The sequence below is a fragment of the Ferrimonas sediminum genome, assembly GCF_900100175.1.
In the GTDB taxonomy this organism is placed as follows: domain Bacteria; phylum Pseudomonadota; class Gammaproteobacteria; order Enterobacterales; family Shewanellaceae; genus Ferrimonas; species Ferrimonas sediminum.
Genome location: NZ_FNEM01000001.1, coordinates 136,074 through 154,264, shown reverse-complemented (window position 1 = coordinate 154,264; position 18,191 = coordinate 136,074). Strand labels below are relative to the sequence as shown.

Here is an 18,191-nt window from a genome sequence, read left to right as displayed (position 1 = left end):
CATGAGCGGATTTACCCACATCAACCCCAAGGGCGAAGCCCACATGGTGGACGTTACCGAGAAGCAGGCGACCGAGCGTGAAGCCCGTGCCGAAGCGATCGTCAAGATGGCGCCGGACACGCTGGCAATGATCGTTGAAGGACGTCACCACAAAGGGGATGTGTTTGCCACCGCCCGCGTCGCCGGCATCATGGCCGCCAAGCAGACCTCCAACCTGATTCCCCTGTGCCACCCGCTGATGCTGACCAAGGTGGAGCTGGATCTGATTCCGGAGCCCGAACTCAGCCAGGTTCGCATCCGCAGCCTGTGCAAGCTGTCCGGGCAAACCGGCGTCGAAATGGAAGCCCTGACCGCCGCATCTGTGGCGGCGCTCACCATTTACGACATGTGTAAAGCGGTGCAAAAGGATATGGTCATCGACGGTGTTAAGCTTCTCGAGAAGCGTGGCGGCAAATCCGGCCACTTTAAGATTGACGAGGCATAAAATGATTAAGGTTCTGTTTTTCGCTCAGGTGCGGGAAGTGATTGGTGTTGACCAGATTGAGCTGGAGTACCAGCACTGCATGACCACCAACAGCCTACGCACCTTCCTGGCTGCCCAGGGAGACAAATGGGAACAGGCCCTGGGAACTGACAACCTGTTAGTGGCCGTTAACCAGACGCTGAGCCAATGGCAGGTCGAACTGGAAGACGGTGATGAGGTTGCCTTCTTCCCACCAGTAACCGGAGGCTAATGATGAACCGGGTACAAACCCAAGATTTCTGCGTCGCCGACGAGTACGCCAGGCTGGCCGACAACCCCGCCTGCGGTGCCGTGGTGACCTTTGTTGGTAAGGTCCGCGATTTCGGTGACAACCAGGGGGTCACCAACATGGTGTTGGAGCACTACCCCGGCATGACCGAAGCGGTACTGACCCAGATCGAGCAGGAGGCCCGCCAGCGCTGGCCACTGGATGAAGTGACCATCATCCACCGCGTCGGCCCCCTGAGCCTGAGCGATCAGATTGTGTTTATCGGCGTCTCCAGCGCCCACCGCAAAGCGGCTTTCGCCGCCGGCGAGTATCTGATCGACTTCCTCAAGACCCGGGCCCCGTTCTGGAAAAAAGAGCAAACCGACGCCGAAGCCCACTGGGTGGAAGCCAAGGACTCAGACCAACAAGCCGCCGAGATGTGGCACGAGGAATAACCGTTATGATGCGTCTCTTTATCGCCAGCCTGCTGGTGATCGTCGGCTGTAGCGCACACGCACAGGAACTGAAGGTGGCCGTGGCAGCCAATTTTGCCCACACTTTCTCCGAGGTCGCCCAGCGTTTCGAGGCCGAAACCGGCCACCGAATTCGGATCTCCTCCGGTTCCACCGGAGGCCTCTACACCCAGATCCAGCACGGTGCCCCCTTCGACCTGTTCCTGGCTGCCGATAAAGAGCGCCCTGCCCTGTTGGAAGCCGATGGCAAAGCGGTTTCCGGCAGCCGCACCACCTACGCCATCGGCCAACTGGCCTACTGGCAACGCCAGGGGCACCCCAGTGAAGCCAGCCTGAGCCAATGGCAGGATAAGCTGTCCATTGCCAACCCCAGACTGGCACCGTACGGGGCCGCCGCCAACCAGGTACTGATTCGACTCAACGCCAAGGAACGACTCCATGGCCGCATCGTCACCGGTGCCAACATCCTGCAGGCCTACCAGTATGTGGACAGCGGTAACGTCCAGGCCGGCCTGGTGGCGCTGTCGCAACTGCGCTCCGCCAACGTCAGCCCGGATCGCTACTGGATCATTCCGGACAGCTACTACAGCCCACTGGAGCAGCAGGCCGTGGTTCTGAGCCGCAGCCAATACCCTGAGGTGGCCCAGCAACTGCTGACCTTTATGGCCGAACAACACCAATTGATTTCCGACGCCGGATACCAGGTCAGCAGCTATGTTGCTGTCCGCTGATATCGAGGCCCTGTGGGTCACCTTCAAACTGGCCACCATCACCACCATCGCCCTGATTCTGGTGTGCCCGCCACTGGCCTGGTGGCTGGCCCACAGCCGCTCCCGGTTGCGGCCCATGGTGGAAGCCGTGGTGGCCCTGCCGCTGGTGCTGCCGCCGACGGTGCTGGGCTTCTACCTGCTACTGGCGTTCTCCCCCCAGTACGCCATGGGCTCGACCTTTCAGGAGCTGTTTGGCCAGTCACTGGCGTTCTCCTTCACCGGGCTGGTGATCGGCTCGATGATCTATTCTCTGCCGTTTGTGGTACAGCCACTGCAATCCGGCTTTGTCACCATGGGCACCGGCGAACTGGAGGCGGCCGCCACCCTGGGCATGGGCCGCTGGCAACGCTTCCATTATGTGGTGTTCCCCATGACCAAGCGCAGTTTTCTGCTGGCGTCGATGCTGGGATTCGCCCACACCCTGGGGGAGTTCGGGGTGGTATTGATGATTGGCGGCAACATTCCCGGAGAAACCCAGGTGATCTCCATCGCCCTGTTTGAACACGTAGAGGCCCTGGCCTATGACCAGGCCCACACCCTGGCGGGCGGCCTGCTGGTCCTGTCCATGTCGCTGCTGGTGTTCATCTACGGTTTCCTGCAACAAAATGAACGCCGCTGGGGATACTGGTAAGCATGCAACTGAAATTCGACCTGAAGGGGCAACTGGGCCAGTTTAATCTGGAAGCCAAGTGCGATCTGGAGATGCGCGGCATCACCGGTCTGTTTGGCCCGTCCGGGGCTGGCAAGACCTCGCTGCTGCGGGCCATTGCCGGACTCAACCGGGAGCTGGAAGGCACCATCGAACTGGATGGGGTGGTGTTGCAGGACAGCGCCAAGGGGCTGTTTGTGCCACCGGAGCAGCGCCGCATCGGCATGGTATTTCAGGACAGCCGACTGTTTCCGCACCTGACGGTTCGAGGCAACCTGGATCTGGCCCGGCGCCAGGCCAAAGACAAATTCATTCCCCTGCAGAAAGTGATCGACGGCTGCGACATTCGGCCGCTGATGGAGAAGCCGGCACCGTCACTGTCCGCTGGCCAGCGGCAACGGGTCGCCATCGCCCGGGCGCTGATGGCGGCACCGAAAATCCTGCTGCTGGATGAGCCCCTGGCGGCACTGGATTTTGCCAGCCGCCAGCACCTGATGGGCTTTCTTAACGACACCGCCACTCCGTTCCCCATGGTCTACATCAGCCATTCGGTGTCGGAAACCCTCAACCTGTGTGATCCGCTGATTCTGATGGGTCACGGCAAGATCGACGCCATCGGCCCCACCAGCGATGTCGGCGATCACCTGCCCAAGCGCCGAGGCCATGCCGAGGTGAGCCACTACAATGCCGACACCGGTGAACTGACCCTGAAGCTGGCAGAGCACGGGCCGGAGTTGCGTCCCGGTCAGGTGGTGGGCCTGGTGTCCGAGCCCCGCTGGCTGAAGAGCAAGACTCAGTCCTGAATTACCCCCGGGAAGGGCCCCTCCTCCCGGGCGGTCCGGCACAGTCCGATAACGACAAGCTATTCAGCCTGGCGTCCAGCCCCAACAACTGAAATCCATTCACAACCATGTCGCTGGCGTTACACAGAAAATGATGATTATTACTGCAAAAGTGACGTAAACGGCTAAATTAGAGTTATCACTTAAGGAAACCGACAGGAGGATTCGGTAACACCACCGGGCCAAGGATCGAGGCGCCCGGAACGGAGTGACTCGCAATAACTAAGGAATGGATGATGAAACTGATGACTCTGGCCGCGTCACTGGCGCTGGCTCTTACCCCCGGCTGGCTGTTCGCCGCCACCGACCCGGTGGCCAACGCCATCACCTCCGGCAAGGCCACCCTGGATCTGCGAATGCGCTATGAGAATGTGCAGCAGGACAACCCCCTTAAGGACGCCGATGCCCTTACCCTGAGAACCCGACTGACCTATGAGACCGGTGCCGCCTACGGCTTCTCTGCCCTGGTAGAGTTTGAAGACTCCCGCCAGGTATTCGGTGTCGATGACTACGACGACGGACTGGAATCCCGGCCGGACTATTCGGTGATCGCCGATCCGGAAACGACCGAACTGGATCAGGCACTGCTGCAGTACAAAAACCGTATGATGACCATCAAACTCGGCCGCCAGGTGATCGCCTGGGACAATCAGCGCTTCGTCGGTCACGTAGGCTGGCGCCAGGATCGGCAGACCTTCGACGGTGCCACCATCGGCTACACACCGATGAAGAACCTGAGCCTCAACTACGGCTATCTCAGCCAGCGCAACCGCATCTTCGCCGAGGAGCGCGACGTCAACGCCGATGACCATCTGCTGAACGCCAGCTACAAGACCGATTTCGGCACCCTGGTGGGCTATGGCTATCTGCTGGAAGTCGACGACAACACCGACAACGACCTAGACACCTGGGGCGTACGCTTTGCCGGCAACACCGACCTGAGAGGCACCACGGTATCCTACGCCGCCGAATGGGCCACCCAGGAGTCGGACAGCGCCGGCACCAGTTTCGACGCCGATTACTGGCTGCTGGAGGGGGGTGTCGGCCTGTTTGGCCTGAAGGCCACCCTGGGCTACGAAGTGCTGGGGTCTGACAGCGGCAACTACGGCTTTGCCACCCCGCTGGCCACCCTGCATAAGTTCAACGGCTGGGCCGATCAGTTCCTGACCACCCCCAGCCAGGGGCTGGAGGATCTCTACCTGACCCTGACGGGTCAACTGCCGCTGGGCACCTGGACCCTGGCCTACCACGACTTCGATGCCGAACAGTCCACCCCGGGGGTCAGCGATCTCGGCGATGAGTGGAATCTGCAGTACACCACCAAGTTCGCCAAGCACTACAACGGCGGCATTAAGTACGCCACCTACTCCGCCGGCGACGCCGCCAGCGATAAGGTGGATACCGACAAGCTGTGGCTGTGGGTCGGTGCCCACTTCTGACGCCGCGCCCTCGTGACCAAGCCAGGCCTGTGCCTGGCTTTTTTCTGTTATGGATGGTGATCGATGTCGTCCGGCATCCGCACCCAGGGGTGTTGGCGCACCTCGTAAATGGACAGCTCGGGAGCAGCAAAGCCATTGTCGGCAAAGGCGCCCACCGGAATGGCGATGGCACCGGGCAGGGCCAGCAGACGAAAATACACCGTGGCACCACATTGGGGGCAGAAATGAAACTCGACTTCATTGCCGCTGTCCGCCTGCCGCCGGTACCGGCTCGACTCGCCGCTTACCTGCACCTGCTGCTCCGCAAAGCGGGCCTGAGTGGCAAACACATTGCCACTGCGGCGCTGGCAGGCCCGGCAGTGGCACACCGACACCCGCAGCGGCGCACCTGTCACTTCGGCCTGAAGTTGGCCGCAACTGCAGCGGGCGATGGAGGGGATGGGACTCATGGGCCAGATCCTTGTGTCGACAATTGGGTATCCACGCTATCAGACCGACGCCGGGCCAGGCAAACGGCCGCCGGGCATCATCGAGGTACCCTAACCCTCCCCAGGCTTTATCAACCTGCCCGTCGCATCTGCTACACTGGTGCCTTTCGGCGCCTGTGGTCAGGCACTTTAGTCGTTTTCCCTTGAGTTCATGATGATTCCAATTCTGCACCAACACCCCGACTTCGTGGTGATCAACAAACCCGCTGGCATCCATTTCCACAGCCAGGATGGCCAACCGGGCCTGGTGGTGCAACTGGAGCGACAGCTGTCATTGAAACTCTACCCGGTACACCGGCTCGACACCGTCACCTCCGGCGTGCTGGTGCTGGCCACCAATCCGGCCACGGCCGCCGCGCTCACCGAGGCGTTCAGCGGCCACCGAATGGAGAAGCGCTACCTGGCGTTGTCGGATCGCAAGCCCAAAAAGAAGCAGGGCAGCATCAAAGGCCACATCGTCAAGGCCCGCCGCGGTGCCTGGAAACTGGCCAGGGAGGGCGAAGGCAATCCGGCCCACACCCAGTTTGTCAGCCACGGTCTGGGGCAGGGGCAACGCGCCTACCTGCTGCGGCCGCTGTCCGGAAAAACCCACCAGATCCGCGTCACTCTCAAGAGTCTGGGTGCCCCCATTCTCGGCGACGCGCTGTACGGTGGCAGCGAAGCCGAACGCACCTACCTGCACGCGCTCAGCCTGACCTTTGATCTTGGCGGACAAGAGCACCACTTCTATGCCCTGCCAAAACAGGGCGCGGAGTTTCAGGCTCCGGCGCTGCTGACGCAGCTGCAACAGTGGCAACAGACACCGCCCCTGTGGCCCAAATAGCTCGACCTTTCAGCGCTATACTTAAGAGAACCGGAGGGCGTACCCATGGACACTGATACCCTGTTGCTGACGCTGATTGCCATCCTTCTGCCCCCTGTGGCGGTGTTCCTGCACCGGGGGCTGGGACGGGACCTGCTGGTGAACCTGCTGGCCTGCCTGCTGTTCTTTGTCCCCGGCATTCTTCACGCCCTGTGGGTCGTCCACCGCCGGAGCCCCTGACTCAGACACAAAAAAAGGCGCCATTGGCGCCTTATTGTCTCGATAGAGCGATTAATCCTGGCCGCACACCTTGCAGCCCGGCGCCTTAGGCACCTTCATCTCCCGAAATTGCATAGTCATGGCGTCGATCATCAACATACGGCCATGCAGCGGCTTGCCCATGCCGGACAACTGCTTGATCGCTTCGGTGGCCTGAATGCAGGCGACCAGTCCCACCACCGGCGCCAGGATGCCACTTTCGACACAGGACAGCTGCTGGTTGCCAAACATAGCGGAAAAACAGTGATAACACGGCTGATCGTCGGCGTAATTCAACACCGTCACCAGCCCCTCCATGCGGATCGCCGCCCCGGACACCAGTGGCACTTTGGCATTGAAACACGCCTGGTTTAATTGATTGCGGGTATCCAGGTTGTCGGTGCAATCCAGGACGATGCTGTGTTCTGCCACCTGCTGCGCCAACTGCTCGGCATCGAGCTTATGCTCGATCACCGCCACCTCGACGTGGGGGTTGAGTTCGGCAATGGCACTGCGGGCGGACTGGGCCTTGTTCATGCCGACCCGGGCATCGGTATGCAGAATCTGACGCTGCAGGTTGTGGGTCTCCACATGATCAAAATCCACCAGGGTCAACCGACCCGCCCCGGCCGCCGCCAGATACTGAGCCGCCCCGCAGCCCAGACCGCCGACACCAATTACCAGGATGCGGGCCTGCTTGAGGGCTTCCTGACCGTCGAGGTCGAACGCGGGAATCACGATCTGACGGTTGTAACGCATCATCTCCTGATCAGACAAAATCTCCATCACAAGCCCCCCAGAACCTGATTGAAGGGCTCTACCGACACCTGAGCACCGGGCTCCAGGCCGCCCTCATCCCGAGCCAGCACGATAAAGCAGTTGGCCCGGCTCATGGAGGTGGTCATGTCCGATCCCTGCGCGCCGGTGGTCTCCACCCGCAGCTGGCCGTCGCTGTCACGGGACAACACCCCTCGCTGGTACTCCTGCCGCCCGGGCTTCTTGCGAATGCGGTCGGTCAGGGTGGCGGTCAGGGTCAGCGCCTGCTGGCGCTGCTCGCCGCCCAGATGCTGCAGGAACGGCTGCACCAACTGGTAACAGGTCACCATCGAGGAGACCGGGTTGCCCGGCAGACCACAGAACCAGGAGTTCGGCAGCTTGCCAAAGGCAAACGGCTTGCCGGGCTTGATGGCCAGCTTCCAGAAGTTAATCTTGCCCATCTCATCCAACACCACCTTGATGTAGTCGGCTTCACCGACAGAGACACCGCCGGAGGTCACCACCACATCGGCCAGCTCATCGGCGCGGCGGAAGGCATCGCGAACCTGCTCGAGATCATCGGCAATCACCCCAAGGTCGATCACCTGGGCGCCCATGGCCTGCAACATGGTTCTCAGGGCATGGCGGTTGGAGTCATAAATCTGACCGGCCTGCAGCGGTTGCCCGGGAGGCACCAGCTCATCACCGGTGGAGAACAGGGCCACCGTCAACGGCTTCAGCACCTGGACCCGGCCATGGCCCACCGTGGCCAGAACCCCGATCTCGGCGGCACCGATGCGGGTACCGCGTGCCAGCACCTGCTGCCCCTGCTTAAGCTCGCTGCCGCGATGACGAACGAAGAAGCCCGGTTCCACCTCAACCCGGAATCGAACCTGATCCCCCTCGGCGTCGGCTTCTTCCTGCATGATGATGGCGTCCATCTGCGGCGGCAACGGGGCACCGGTCATGATGCGGACACAGGCACCGGCTGGCACGTCATCGTCAAAGGGTAACCCGGCAAACGCCTTGCCGGCGATGGCCAGCGGCTGCCCCTGCACTACCTCGGCCGCCCGCACGGCGTAACCGTCCATGGAGGAGTTATCAAACCCAGGCAGGTCGATGGCAGAACACACGTCCTGAGCCAATACCCGGCCTACCGCTTCCTCCAGGGCCACCTCTTCAACCTGAATCAGGGGTTCACAGGCGCCGTACATCTTTTCCAACGCGGCCGCCGGGAGCATCAGTCCCGGCTGGCTGCAACAATCCTGCTGTGCCATCTCTTCGCCTCTCGAGCCATAATGGCGCTCATTATGCCACTGCACCGCACATAAGCCTATTGATCGACTCCCCCTTCCCCTCTTGTTTTTTGGTTTTGGCTGGCTATAATTTGCGCCCCCTGACAACGGTCAGGCATTCAGTCTTTCGGGTTCCCTCACCCCGCTTACCAAAAAGGTGACATTATGTTGCAACTTACCGCGGCGCAGGTGAAACGCGCCCTGATCATTCTGGTCAGCTTTCACATTATTGTTATTACCGCCAGCAACTATCTGGTGCAACTCCCGTTCCAGATCTTTGGTCTGCATACCACCTGGGGCGCCTTCAGTTTTCCCTTTGTCTATCTGGCCACGGATCTGACGGTGCGGATTTTTGGTGCCTCATCGGCCCGTAAAATCATCTTTGGGGCCATGATGCCGGCACTGCTGGCCAGCTACGTCATCTCCGTTTTGTTCTTTGAGGGCCAGTTCCAGGGCAGCGAGGGGCTGATGAGCTTCAATACCTTCGTCGCCCGCATCGCCTTCGCCAGCTTCGCCGCCTACCTGTTCGGCCAGTTAATGGACATCAAGGTGTTCGCTCGACTGCGCCAGACCAGACAATGGTGGGTTGCGCCCGCGGCATCCACCATTTTTGGGAACCTGATCGATACCCTGGTGTTCTTTTCAGTGGCATTCTATGCCAGCTCGGATCCCTTTATGGCCAGCCACTGGCCGGAGATCGCCTGCGTCGACTATGGCTTTAAGTTGCTGATCAGTCTGGGACTGTTTCTGCCAGCTTATGGCGTTTTACTGAAATTTCTGTCGGACCGTATCTTGCTGTCAGACAACTCAATACAAAGGACCCTCGCCTAATGAGCCTGCGGCATTTCAATGATTCACTGATCACAGCCAGCCTGGCCTGGCTGTCCGAGAACCAAAGCGATGCCGCTCACGACCTGGATCATGTCCTGAGGGTCGTGGCCACCGCCGACAAGCTGGGACGGGCCGAGGCCGCCCAACTGGATGTGTTGCTGCCGGCGGCCTACCTTCACGATTGCGTCTCCGTAGACAAGCGGGATCCCCGCCGCAGTCAGGCCTCAACCCTCAGTGCCGATGCCGCCATTCAATGGTTAAGCCAACAGGGCTACCCCGAGTCCCTGCTGCCACCCATCCACCACGCCATCGCCAGCCACAGCTGGTCTGCGGGCCTGGAAACCACCACCCTGGAAGCCCGGGTGCTGCAAGATGCCGATCGCCTCGATGCCCTGGGTGCCATCGGCACCGCACGGTGTCTGATGCTGGGGGGACAATGGCAGAGCGAGCTGTATCACGGCCAGGATCCCTTCGCCGAACAGCGGGAGTATGACGACAACCGCTACAGCCTGGACCATTTTTTCGTTAAGCTGCAACACCTGCCGGGGCAACTGAAAACCGTCGCCGGTCGCCAGGAGGGCGAACGTCGTTGGCGCTGGATGGAAAGCTTTATTGATCAACTAAAATCTGAACTTCCGGAGTAGGAGATGTACCACATGAACTGGCGTACAGGCAGTATTGAAGAAGTAATGGCTCTGGTCGAACAGGTGCCGGAGTTGGATCGCCCCTACCCGCTGGAAACCTATCAACAACGGCTGAATGACGTACCGCACCTGATTCAGATTGCCGAAGTCGAAGGCGAAGCGGCGGCGTTCAAAGTGGGTTACGCCCTCAATGAGACCGATTTTTACTCCTGGCTTGGGGCCGTATTGCCGGACTTTCGTGGCCTGGGGATCGCCAAAGCGCTGTTGCAAGGCCAGGAACAATGGGTGGCCGAACAGGGCTACAGCCTGATCAAGGTGAAGAGCCGCAACCGCTACCCGGCCATGCTGCGGATGCTGCTGGGCAAGGGCTACCATCTGGTGGACATGGAGCGAGCCAGTGACACGCCATTGGATTACCGCATCCTTCTGGAAAAGAGTTTGTAAAAAATAACCGATAGCGGACGCAGTGAGGATGAAAGGAGCGACCACTTGAGTAAACTCCAATACTTCACCACCTGAGCGCCCCTGTTGGTCCTTAGCGCACCGCATTACCCACACGGTTTGGCCAGCATCGATCGCTGGCCATTTTTTTGCGCCGCAAACGCCCCTTCCCTCAGATGCACCGTTCATCGCCGTCGGGGCAACAAAAAAAGCCTCAAAAAAACGACAACAAAGGGTTGCAATGAGAATGAGAACAGTTATTATTTAACTGCGTTCCAACTCTTATCCACCAAATAGACGTCGGTGGTGTTTTAGCTCACAGCATTGCTCACACGGTTTGGCCAGCATCGATCGCTGGCCATTTTTTTTGCCCTTCACTCACACAGAGCCAGCAGCTTCACCACCAAGGCATCGATCCCTTCCGCCGCCTGGGACAAGCTATCGGCCAGCATGTAGGCCGGCGTTGTTACCACCTTATGCCGCCGGTCGACATGGATCGCCTCCACCGCACAGGGGTGGTGCTGTCCGCCCATGGCATTGAACGCCGCCGCGGTTTGATGATCCGTGCCTATGGTCCCCTCGACCCCGTCACCATAGATCCGTGGCAGCATCACCGGACTGATGCACAGATAACCGGCGGGCTTACCCGCCTGTGCAAATCCTGTTGCCGCCACCATCATCGCCTCGCTCAACTGGCACTCGGTACCGGCCAGGGCAAAATCACACAAGTTTTTGGCCGCACCGAAGCCGCCTGGCACCACCAGCGCGTCAAACTCCCCCACATGCAACTCCGACAGTGGCCGAATCTGGCCGCGGGCAATGCGGGCGGCCTCCACCAGGCAGTTTCGCACCTCGCCCTCGACCACTTCACCGCTGAGGTGGTTGACCACATGCAGTTGCTCAACGTCCGGAGCAAAGCACTGATATTCCGCTCCATTACGTTCTATGGCCAGCATCGTCAGTACCGACTCATGGATCTCCGATCCGTCAAACACCCCGCAACCACTGAGTACCACTGCGATCCGTTTCATCAGCTTCTCCTCTTATTCCATTAGAGACTAAAAAGTAATAATTATATAGCCAAATATTGCTAATTTGTTAACACCGATCTCTATACATGGCGATTTTTTATGCTAACTTATTTCGCCAGATGTCGGATGGCATTCCAGCAGTTTTCAAGCCTTACAAGGCACCCTCTGCCAACTTAGACGCAAATAGCAATATCCACAAAACGGGATGGAGCGGATCGGTGCGCAAGATCGCCGCAGATCAACTTTATAACCAATTGAAAAACATAAAGAACAGTGAATTCGTTGATCTCGATCGCGTTTTCGTTGGATCCCTCTATTTACCCAGTAACACACAGATTTATCCACAGAATGAACTTTTTGTCTCGGCTGTTGATAACTCTGTGGAAAATGCGCGACGACTGGCGAAATTGGCACGCTCATGGCATCCTTAGCCAACTCTTCTATTACTCAGTATCCCCATGGCTCAGCTACCTGAAAATCCTTTAGTCCTCGTCGACGGCTCCTCCTATCTGTATCGCGCCTTCCATGCGCCACCGCACCTGACCAACTCCAAAGGCGAACCCACCGGTGCCGTGTATGGGGTCATCAACATGTTGCGCAGCCTGATCCGCCAATTTAACCCCGGTCATCTGGCGGTGGTGTTCGATGCCAAGGGCAAGACTTTCCGGGACGATATCTATCCGGAATATAAGGCGCAACGCCCCTCTATGCCTGACGATCTGCGTTGTCAGATACAGCCGGTACACGACATCATCCGGGCTATGGGATTGCCGCTGATCATGATCGAAGGTGTGGAGGCAGACGACGTCATCGGCACCCTGGCCAGACAGGCTGAGCGCGCAGGACATAAAGTGGTGATCAGCACCGGCGACAAGGACATGGCCCAGCTGGTCACCGACAACATCACCCTGATTAATACCATGACCGATACCGTCATGGATCCCCAGGGTGTAATCGACAAATTCGGGGTCGGCCCGGAGCTGATCATCGACCTACTGGCGATGATGGGCGATAAAGTGGATAACATTCCCGGCCTGCCCGGCGTCGGAGAGAAAACCGCCCTGGCAATGCTGCAGGGCATCGGCGGCCTGGACGCCATCTATGGCGACCCGGATGCGGTGGCGGAACTGGGCTTTCGCGGCGCCAAAACCATGCCGAAAAAACTACGGGAAAATGAAGAAGCCGCCAGGCTCTCCTATCTGTTGGCGACCATCAAACTGGATGTGTCACTGACCGAAACCATCGATGACCTGAAGGTGATCTCGGCCGATAAAGATGCCCTGATCAAGTTGTTTGGCGAAATGGAGTTCAAGCGTTGGCTGGCTGAGTTGCTGGATGGCGGAGCCAATGCCTCCACCGGCAACAGTGGTGACAATCGTGCCACAGAAGCGACCGCCTTTGAGCACGACACCATCCTGACCCAGGCACAGTGGGACCTGTGGTTTGACAAACTCAGCCAGGCAGAACTGTTCGCCTTTGACACCGAGACCACCAGCCTCAACTACATGGAAGCGGAGCTGGTGGGCATCAGCTTCGCCGTCGACGTCGACCGGGGCGCCTACCTGCCGCTGACCCATGACTACGACGGAGCACCACAACAGCTGGACCGGGATCAGGTACTGAGCCGTCTCAAACCCTTGCTGGAAAACCCGGACAAACACAAAGTCGGTCAGAACCTCAAATACGACATGTCGGTTCTGGCCCGTTATGGCATCGAGTTGAAGGGGATCGAGTTTGACACCATGCTGGAGTCTTACTGCTTCAACAGTACCGCCAGCAAACACAATATGGACGACCTGGCACTCAAATACCTGAGCCACAAAACCGTTCACTTCGAAGAGATTGCCGGTAAAGGCGCCAAGCAAAAAACCTTCAACCAGATTGAGTTGGAGCAGGCCGCCCCCTATGCCGCCGAGGATGCGGTCATTACCCTGCAATTGCATCGGCACCTACTGCCCCGGCTGCAACAGCAGCCCGACTGTTACCGGGTATTCCGCGACATCGAGATGCCTCTGGTGCCGATTCTGTCTGCCATCGAGCGCCAGGGCGTCCTGTTGGACAGCGACCTGCTGCACCAACAAAGCAGCGAAATCGGCAACCTGCTGGATTCACTGGAACAGCAGGCCCATGAGCTGGCCGGCGAGAGTTTCAACCTCTCCTCTACCAAGCAACTGCAACGGATACTGTTTGAAAAACTCGGCTACCCGGTATTAAAGAAGACCCCAAAAGGGGCCCCTTCCACTGCCGAAGAGGTGCTGCAGGATCTGGCCCAGGACTATGAGCTGCCCAAGCTGATCCTGGAGCATCGTAGCCTGGCCAAGCTGAAAAGCACCTATACCGACAAACTGCCGTTGATGGTCCAGAACAGTGGCCGGGTACACACCTCCTATCACCAGGCTGTCACGGCCACCGGCCGCCTGTCCAGCTCCGATCCCAACCTGCAGAACATTCCGATTCGCAGTGAACAGGGACGGCGCATTCGCCAGGCCTTCATCGCCCCTAAGGGCTATAAGCTGCTGGCCATTGACTACTCCCAGATTGAGCTGAGAATCATGGCGCATCTGTCCCAGGACAGCGGCCTGCTGGACGCCTTCGCCCACGGCAAAGACGTTCACCGCGCCACCGCCGCCGAGGTATTTGGCGTCGCCTTCGACGAGGTCAGCAGTGAGCAGCGCCGCCGGGCCAAGGCCGTCAATTTCGGCCTGATCTACGGCATGTCCGCTTTTGGTCTGGCCAAGCAGCTGGGTATTGCCCGCGGCGAAGCCCAGCGCTACATCGACGTCTACTTCGACCGCTACCCCGGTGTGAAGGCCTATATGGAGAAAACCCGCAAGCAGGCCCACGAACAGCAGTACGTCGAGACCCTGTTTGGCCGTCGTCTGCATCTGCCGGACATCAACGCCCGCAATAAGATGCGACAACAGGCTGCCGAGCGCACCGCCATCAATGCGCCGATGCAGGGCACCGCCGCCGACATCATTAAGCGGGCGATGATCGACGTCGCCGGCTATCTGGATGCCCAGTGCAATGATGAGATTCGCATGCTGATGCAGGTGCACGATGAACTGGTGTTCGAAGTCAAAGAGTCGGTTGCCGACGCCCACCGGAACGCCCTGTGCGATCTGATGTCCACCGCCGCCGAACTGGACGTGCCTTTGATCGCCGAAGCCGGGGTGGGTGACAATTGGGATCAGGCCCACTGATCCTTCACCGACGAAAAATGGCCCGTCGCTCCCAGCGACGGGCCATTTTTTTGAGATACAAACGCGGTTTCAGCAGCAGGAACCAATCGAGATCACAAAACACCCTAAAAATGACGACAACATGTCACCAAGGTGAACAAAAAGATAATGACTGTTTATGTAGTTATTGGATCAAAAACAGCAAAAAGTGGTGGGTTTTGTCGATCGGGATCACAAAACATTGCTCCAGAATCCAATTTATCTTTTACTGACGAAACTGGTTGGCTATGCTTTCGCTCGTAGGGTACAGAGGTAAGATGTTCTATCTTAACAAACCTTATTCGATCACTTCGCGTGGTCAGCCAAATTTTTATGGCGCCCCGGTGACTTAGGTCACCGGGGTTTTTTCTTTTCTGCTTCTGAAATTTTCATCCGGTTCGAACCAAAGTTACCAATTCGTTACGCCGTTGAAATAGAGTAAATGCTTTAAGTTTTGCTCAGACCGGAGTATTATGACGGTGAAGGGTCAAATTGGGCCCCAATCCAGTTTGATTCTCGTCTTGTTATCGTTGAAAAAGCTTCTCCCCAAAATTGAGCTTTTTACACGCCGGTGGTGGATTTCATCATCGGCTTTTTCTTTTTCAGGGCGAAAAAAAAGGCGACCCGTGGTCACCTCTTCATTCGTGGCTCTGTCATCACACCGGCTGTTCCAACCAGGCCGTCACCGTCTTAATCGCCTCGGTACGTCCGGTTCCTTTCAGTGAAGAGAACAGCTGCACCTTGATATCGCCGTCCAGCTCCATCGCCTCCAGGCTGGCCTTCACATCCCGCAGAGTCTTCTGCTTAACGGCCTGCTTCAGCTTATCGGCCTTGGTCAGCAACACCAGCACCGGCAACTCCGCCGCCACGCCCCAGCGAATCATATTAACATCCAGATCCTTGAGGGGATGCCGACAATCCATCAGCACCACCAGCCCTTTCAGACAGTTGCGCTTCTCTAGGTACTCGGCCAAGGCGTGCTGCCACTTCTTCTTCATCTCCAACGGCACCTGGGCAAAGCCGTAGCCCGGAAGATCCACCAGACGACGATCTTCCGCCAGTTCAAACAGGTTGATCATCTGAGTACGACCCGGAGTTTTGGAGGTCTTCGCCAGGCCCCGTTGGTCGGTCATGGTATTCAGGGCACTGGACTTGCCCGCATTGGAGCGGCCGGCAAATGCCACCTCGACACCGGTATCCGGCGGCAAAAAACTAATATCGGGGGCGCTGAGCATATACTTAGCGCGACGAAAATCGATGGCGGTGTCGGTCACGTACACTCTCCACAAGCGGGTTAAAAACTTGCTCGCGGTCACAAAGTGCCGATTTTTTAGATCTATCGACAAATTAGTGTAAAATACAAACCGCGAGCCTCTCCATCATTCTATCACGTGGCGAGGCTGGACAGGGAAAGAACGAGCCACGCAAATATAAGTTGGAACACAATGAAAAAATTAGCACTAACACTTTCTGTGCTCGCCGTCTTCAGCGGTACTGTTCAGGCCCAGGGAGACGCCACCAAAGGCCAGCAAGTCGCCTCAACCACTTGTATCGCCTGCCACGGCATGGATGGCAACAGTCTGATCAGCCTCTACCCCAAGGTGGCCGGTCAGCATGAAGGCTATCTGGTCAAGCAGCTGCAAGAGCTAAAGCAAGCGGCCATGACCGGTGGTAAAGAGGGGCGCCATGATCCCATTATGAGCGGCATGGCCATGACGCTGACCGAAGAGCAGATGGCAGACGTGGCGGCATTTTATGCCTCACAGACCTCCACCGCCGGTGTCACCGTCGATGCCAAAACCGCCTCCGCGGGCAAGCAGCTGTACATGGCCGGCGATGCCAATCGTCAGATCACCGCCTGTGCCGCCTGCCACGGCCCCAACGGCGAAGGCATGAACCTGGCGGGATACCCCAGTCTGGCAGGCCAGCATCCGGATTACATCAAGGCCCAGCTGGAGAAATTCCGCAGCGGCGTTCGCCATAATGATCTCAATGGCATGATGTCCGGTGTCGCTAAAAACCTGAAGGATGAGGACATCGCGCTGCTGTCGCAGTACGTTTCCAGCCTGAAATAACCTTCAAGGCGGCGCAAACCCCGTCGGTGACACAACCAGAAATCAAGGCGAGCTCGGGCTCGCCTTTTTAACATCTGCTTATTGCGGATCCAGATCACAGTCAGGATATCGCGCCTTTTGCCCTGCCGCTTGTGAGACATTCGCCATAGTGCCTACCCTAAAAAGTCGAATAATCCCCTGCATAATCGGGGCCCTCTTAAGAAAAAACAGTGTTTTGCTTTGTTAACAATCACAAGCGGTCATAACACTTTGGTAAAAAAAAGTTGCGATCCAGCTCAAACTCCGTAAAGTATGGGGCATCCAAAGGAGAGGACCTCAACCAACAGGATGTCGGTTGTAAAAAAATGGGAAAGCACCCGATGGACAGGGTGAAAGAACGGAAACTCTCTGGGACGAGACAGGTCGGAGAACCTGAGTAAACGGAAAAGCCTTTAGGGTTTACAAGGATGGTTACCTCGCATCAGGAAGATGTTTGTCGTCAGGACGTCGACATTAATGATTGTTAAGGATGACCTCAGGAAGACCAATAAAGCGTCAGGAATGACCAACAACTAAAAAAGCCGCATGGAAGCAGTAAAAAGAAGACGGATCTAGACCGGGATAGTCACATCGCAGGTAAGGAACACCTGAATACCCGAATGAAAGAGTGTCACCAGACACCCTGATTCAAGGCAACAGAGAGGACTCTGTTGCCTTTTTTATTTGCTCCGCATTTATCGCAGATGCATTGAAACGGCAATTGCACATATACTAGGGCCAAGACCAGTCCGCAGGATCCGATATGCCTTGTCCGCTTTGCCATTTCAATGACACCCAGCATTACCACCAAGACAAGAAACGCCATTATTTCCAGTGTCAGCGCTGCCACTTGGTGTTTGCCGATCCTGCTTCTCTGCTGCCTCCCAATGCCGAAAAGCACCAATACGACCAGCATCAGAACACCCCGCAGGATCCGGGTTATCGCCGCTTCCTCAACCGCCTGGCGGCACCTGTGGTACAGCGGATGGCACCGGCCAGTCAGGGGCTGGATTTCGGTTGTGGCCCCGGCCCGACGCTGTCACTGATGTTTGAAGAGGCGGGGCACCCGATGGCGGTGTACGACCCGTACTTCTTTCCCGATCGCGCCCCGCTGCGACGGGAGTACGACTTTGTCACCTGCACCGAGGCCATCGAACACTTCTACCGCCCCGGCCGCGAATGGCAACTGCTGCTGAGTCTGGTGAAGCCTGGCGGCACCTTAGGCATCATGACCAAGTTGGTTCGGGATGCGGACGCCTTTGCCAACTGGCACTACAAAAATGACCCCACTCACGTCAGCTTTTTCAGCCGCCTGACCTTCCGCTATCTGGCAGAACAGGACAACCTGCAGATAGAATTTATCGGCAATGACGTTATCTTGCTGCAAAAACCGGCATAATTTGGTATAACCTGCCGCCCTATCTGGA

The 18,191-nt window shown here is 57.9% G+C and carries 21 protein-coding genes; 16 read left to right on the top strand and 5 right to left on the bottom strand.

Going from position 1 to position 18,191, the window contains the following annotated elements; genetic code table 11:
- Position 1: 1 nt before the first annotated feature.
- The 7 genes from moaC (at position 2) to BLT77_RS00665 (ending at position 4,904) form a co-directional block, all read left to right on the top strand.
- Positions 2–484, top strand: a complete 483-nt coding sequence (gene moaC / locus BLT77_RS00695) for a cyclic pyranopterin monophosphate synthase MoaC (RefSeq protein ID WP_090360265.1) — start codon at positions 2–4, stop codon at positions 482–484.
- A 1-nt stretch (position 485) separates the two neighbouring features.
- Positions 486–734 (top strand): molybdopterin synthase sulfur carrier subunit, encoded by a 249-nt coding sequence (gene moaD / locus BLT77_RS00690; RefSeq protein WP_028111296.1) that lies wholly within the window; start codon positions 486–488, stop codon positions 732–734.
- Between the two features lie 2 nt (positions 735–736).
- Entirely contained in the window at positions 737–1,186 is a 450-nt protein-coding gene (moaE, locus tag BLT77_RS00685; protein ID WP_090360260.1) for a molybdopterin synthase catalytic subunit MoaE, read from the top strand.
- A gap of 5 nt (positions 1,187–1,191) precedes the next feature.
- Positions 1,192–1,935 carry a molybdate ABC transporter substrate-binding protein gene (modA, locus tag BLT77_RS00680; protein WP_090360255.1) on the top strand — a complete coding sequence of 248 codons (744 nt, stop codon included), beginning with the start codon at positions 1,192–1,194 and terminating at the stop codon, positions 1,933–1,935.
- Positions 1,919–2,605 carry a molybdate ABC transporter permease subunit gene (gene modB, locus BLT77_RS00675; protein ID WP_028111294.1) on the top strand — a complete coding sequence of 229 codons (687 nt, stop codon included), beginning with the start codon at positions 1,919–1,921 and terminating at the stop codon, positions 2,603–2,605. Before modA ends, modB begins: the two co-directional genes overlap by 17 nt.
- Before the next feature lie 2 nt (positions 2,606–2,607).
- Positions 2,608–3,426, top strand: coding sequence for an ATP-binding cassette domain-containing protein (locus BLT77_RS00670; protein WP_090360250.1), 819 nt, complete (start codon positions 2,608–2,610; stop codon positions 3,424–3,426).
- 272 nt (positions 3,427–3,698) lie between these two features.
- Positions 3,699–4,904: an alginate export family protein gene (locus BLT77_RS00665; RefSeq protein ID WP_342707498.1), complete on the top strand. Its 1,206-nt coding sequence runs from the start codon at positions 3,699–3,701 to the stop codon at positions 4,902–4,904.
- Between the two features lie 47 nt (positions 4,905–4,951).
- Here the strand turns inward: BLT77_RS00665 and BLT77_RS00660 are convergent, their stop codons facing one another.
- Positions 4,952–5,353, bottom strand: a complete 402-nt coding sequence (locus tag BLT77_RS00660) for a GFA family protein (RefSeq protein WP_090360242.1) — start codon at positions 5,351–5,353, stop codon at positions 4,952–4,954.
- Between the two features lie 193 nt (positions 5,354–5,546).
- Here BLT77_RS00660 and BLT77_RS00655 point away from each other — a divergent pair, with 193 nt between their 5' ends.
- Both BLT77_RS00655 and BLT77_RS00650 read left to right on the top strand, forming a co-directional pair.
- Positions 5,547–6,215 (top strand): TIGR01621 family pseudouridine synthase, encoded by a 669-nt coding sequence (locus BLT77_RS00655; RefSeq protein WP_090360237.1) that lies wholly within the window; start codon positions 5,547–5,549, stop codon positions 6,213–6,215.
- 45 nt (positions 6,216–6,260) lie between these two features.
- Positions 6,261–6,434 (top strand): YqaE/Pmp3 family membrane protein, encoded by a 174-nt coding sequence (locus BLT77_RS00650; RefSeq protein WP_090360233.1) that lies wholly within the window; start codon positions 6,261–6,263, stop codon positions 6,432–6,434.
- Positions 6,435–6,485: 51 nt separating this feature from the next.
- Here BLT77_RS00650 and moeB read toward each other — a convergent pair whose 3' ends face one another.
- On the bottom strand, positions 6,486–7,238 hold the full coding sequence (gene moeB / locus BLT77_RS00645; protein WP_090360230.1) for a molybdopterin-synthase adenylyltransferase MoeB: 753 nt from the start codon (positions 7,236–7,238) through the stop codon (positions 6,486–6,488).
- The gene (gene moeA, locus BLT77_RS00640; protein ID WP_090360227.1) at positions 7,238–8,485 is read right to left on the bottom strand and encodes a molybdopterin molybdotransferase MoeA; all 1,248 of its coding nucleotides are present in this window, start codon (positions 8,483–8,485) and stop codon (positions 7,238–7,240) included. Before moeA ends, moeB begins: the two co-directional genes overlap by 1 nt.
- A gap of 183 nt (positions 8,486–8,668) precedes the next feature.
- Between moeA and BLT77_RS00635 the strand changes: the two genes are divergently transcribed.
- Genes BLT77_RS00635 through BLT77_RS00625 form a run of 3 tightly spaced genes read left to right on the top strand, consistent with a single transcriptional unit; the run spans position 8,669 to position 10,422 of the window.
- On the top strand, positions 8,669–9,334 hold the full coding sequence (locus tag BLT77_RS00635) for a 7-cyano-7-deazaguanine/7-aminomethyl-7-deazaguanine transporter (protein WP_090360222.1): 666 nt from the start codon (positions 8,669–8,671) through the stop codon (positions 9,332–9,334).
- Positions 9,334–9,978, top strand: a complete 645-nt coding sequence (locus tag BLT77_RS00630) for an HD domain-containing protein (protein WP_090360214.1) — start codon at positions 9,334–9,336, stop codon at positions 9,976–9,978. The genes BLT77_RS00635 and BLT77_RS00630 overlap by 1 nt, the downstream gene beginning before the upstream one ends.
- 12 nt (positions 9,979–9,990) lie before the next feature.
- Positions 9,991–10,422, top strand: coding sequence for a GNAT family N-acetyltransferase (locus BLT77_RS00625; RefSeq protein ID WP_218126879.1), 432 nt, complete (start codon positions 9,991–9,993; stop codon positions 10,420–10,422).
- A 371-nt stretch (positions 10,423–10,793) separates the two neighbouring features.
- On the opposite strand, the gene elbB is transcribed toward BLT77_RS00625, so the two are convergent.
- Complete coding sequence (elbB, locus tag BLT77_RS00620; RefSeq protein WP_090360204.1) at positions 10,794–11,450, bottom strand: isoprenoid biosynthesis glyoxalase ElbB; 657 nt, start codon at positions 11,448–11,450, stop codon at positions 10,794–10,796.
- Between the two features lie 86 nt (positions 11,451–11,536).
- Here elbB and BLT77_RS19935 point away from each other — a divergent pair, with 86 nt between their 5' ends.
- On the top strand, positions 11,537–11,881 hold the full coding sequence (locus BLT77_RS19935) for a hypothetical protein (protein WP_143026524.1): 345 nt from the start codon (positions 11,537–11,539) through the stop codon (positions 11,879–11,881).
- A 27-nt stretch (positions 11,882–11,908) separates the two neighbouring features.
- Entirely contained in the window at positions 11,909–14,653 is a 2,745-nt protein-coding gene (polA, locus tag BLT77_RS00615; protein WP_090360200.1) for a DNA polymerase I, read from the top strand.
- Positions 14,654–15,327: 674 nt separating this feature from the next.
- Here polA and yihA read toward each other — a convergent pair.
- A complete protein-coding gene (gene yihA, locus BLT77_RS00610; protein WP_090360194.1) occupies positions 15,328–15,945 on the bottom strand; it encodes a ribosome biogenesis GTP-binding protein YihA/YsxC in 618 nt (205 codons plus the stop codon).
- Positions 15,946–16,116: 171 nt separating this feature from the next.
- Here yihA and BLT77_RS00605 point away from each other — a divergent pair, with 171 nt between their 5' ends.
- Entirely contained in the window at positions 16,117–16,746 is a 630-nt protein-coding gene (locus BLT77_RS00605) for a c-type cytochrome (protein ID WP_090360190.1), read from the top strand.
- 781 nt (positions 16,747–17,527) lie between these two features.
- Positions 17,528–18,163 carry a class I SAM-dependent methyltransferase gene (locus BLT77_RS00600; protein ID WP_090360186.1) on the top strand — a complete coding sequence of 212 codons (636 nt, stop codon included), beginning with the start codon at positions 17,528–17,530 and terminating at the stop codon, positions 18,161–18,163.
- The last annotated feature ends 28 nt before the right edge of the window (positions 18,164–18,191 follow it).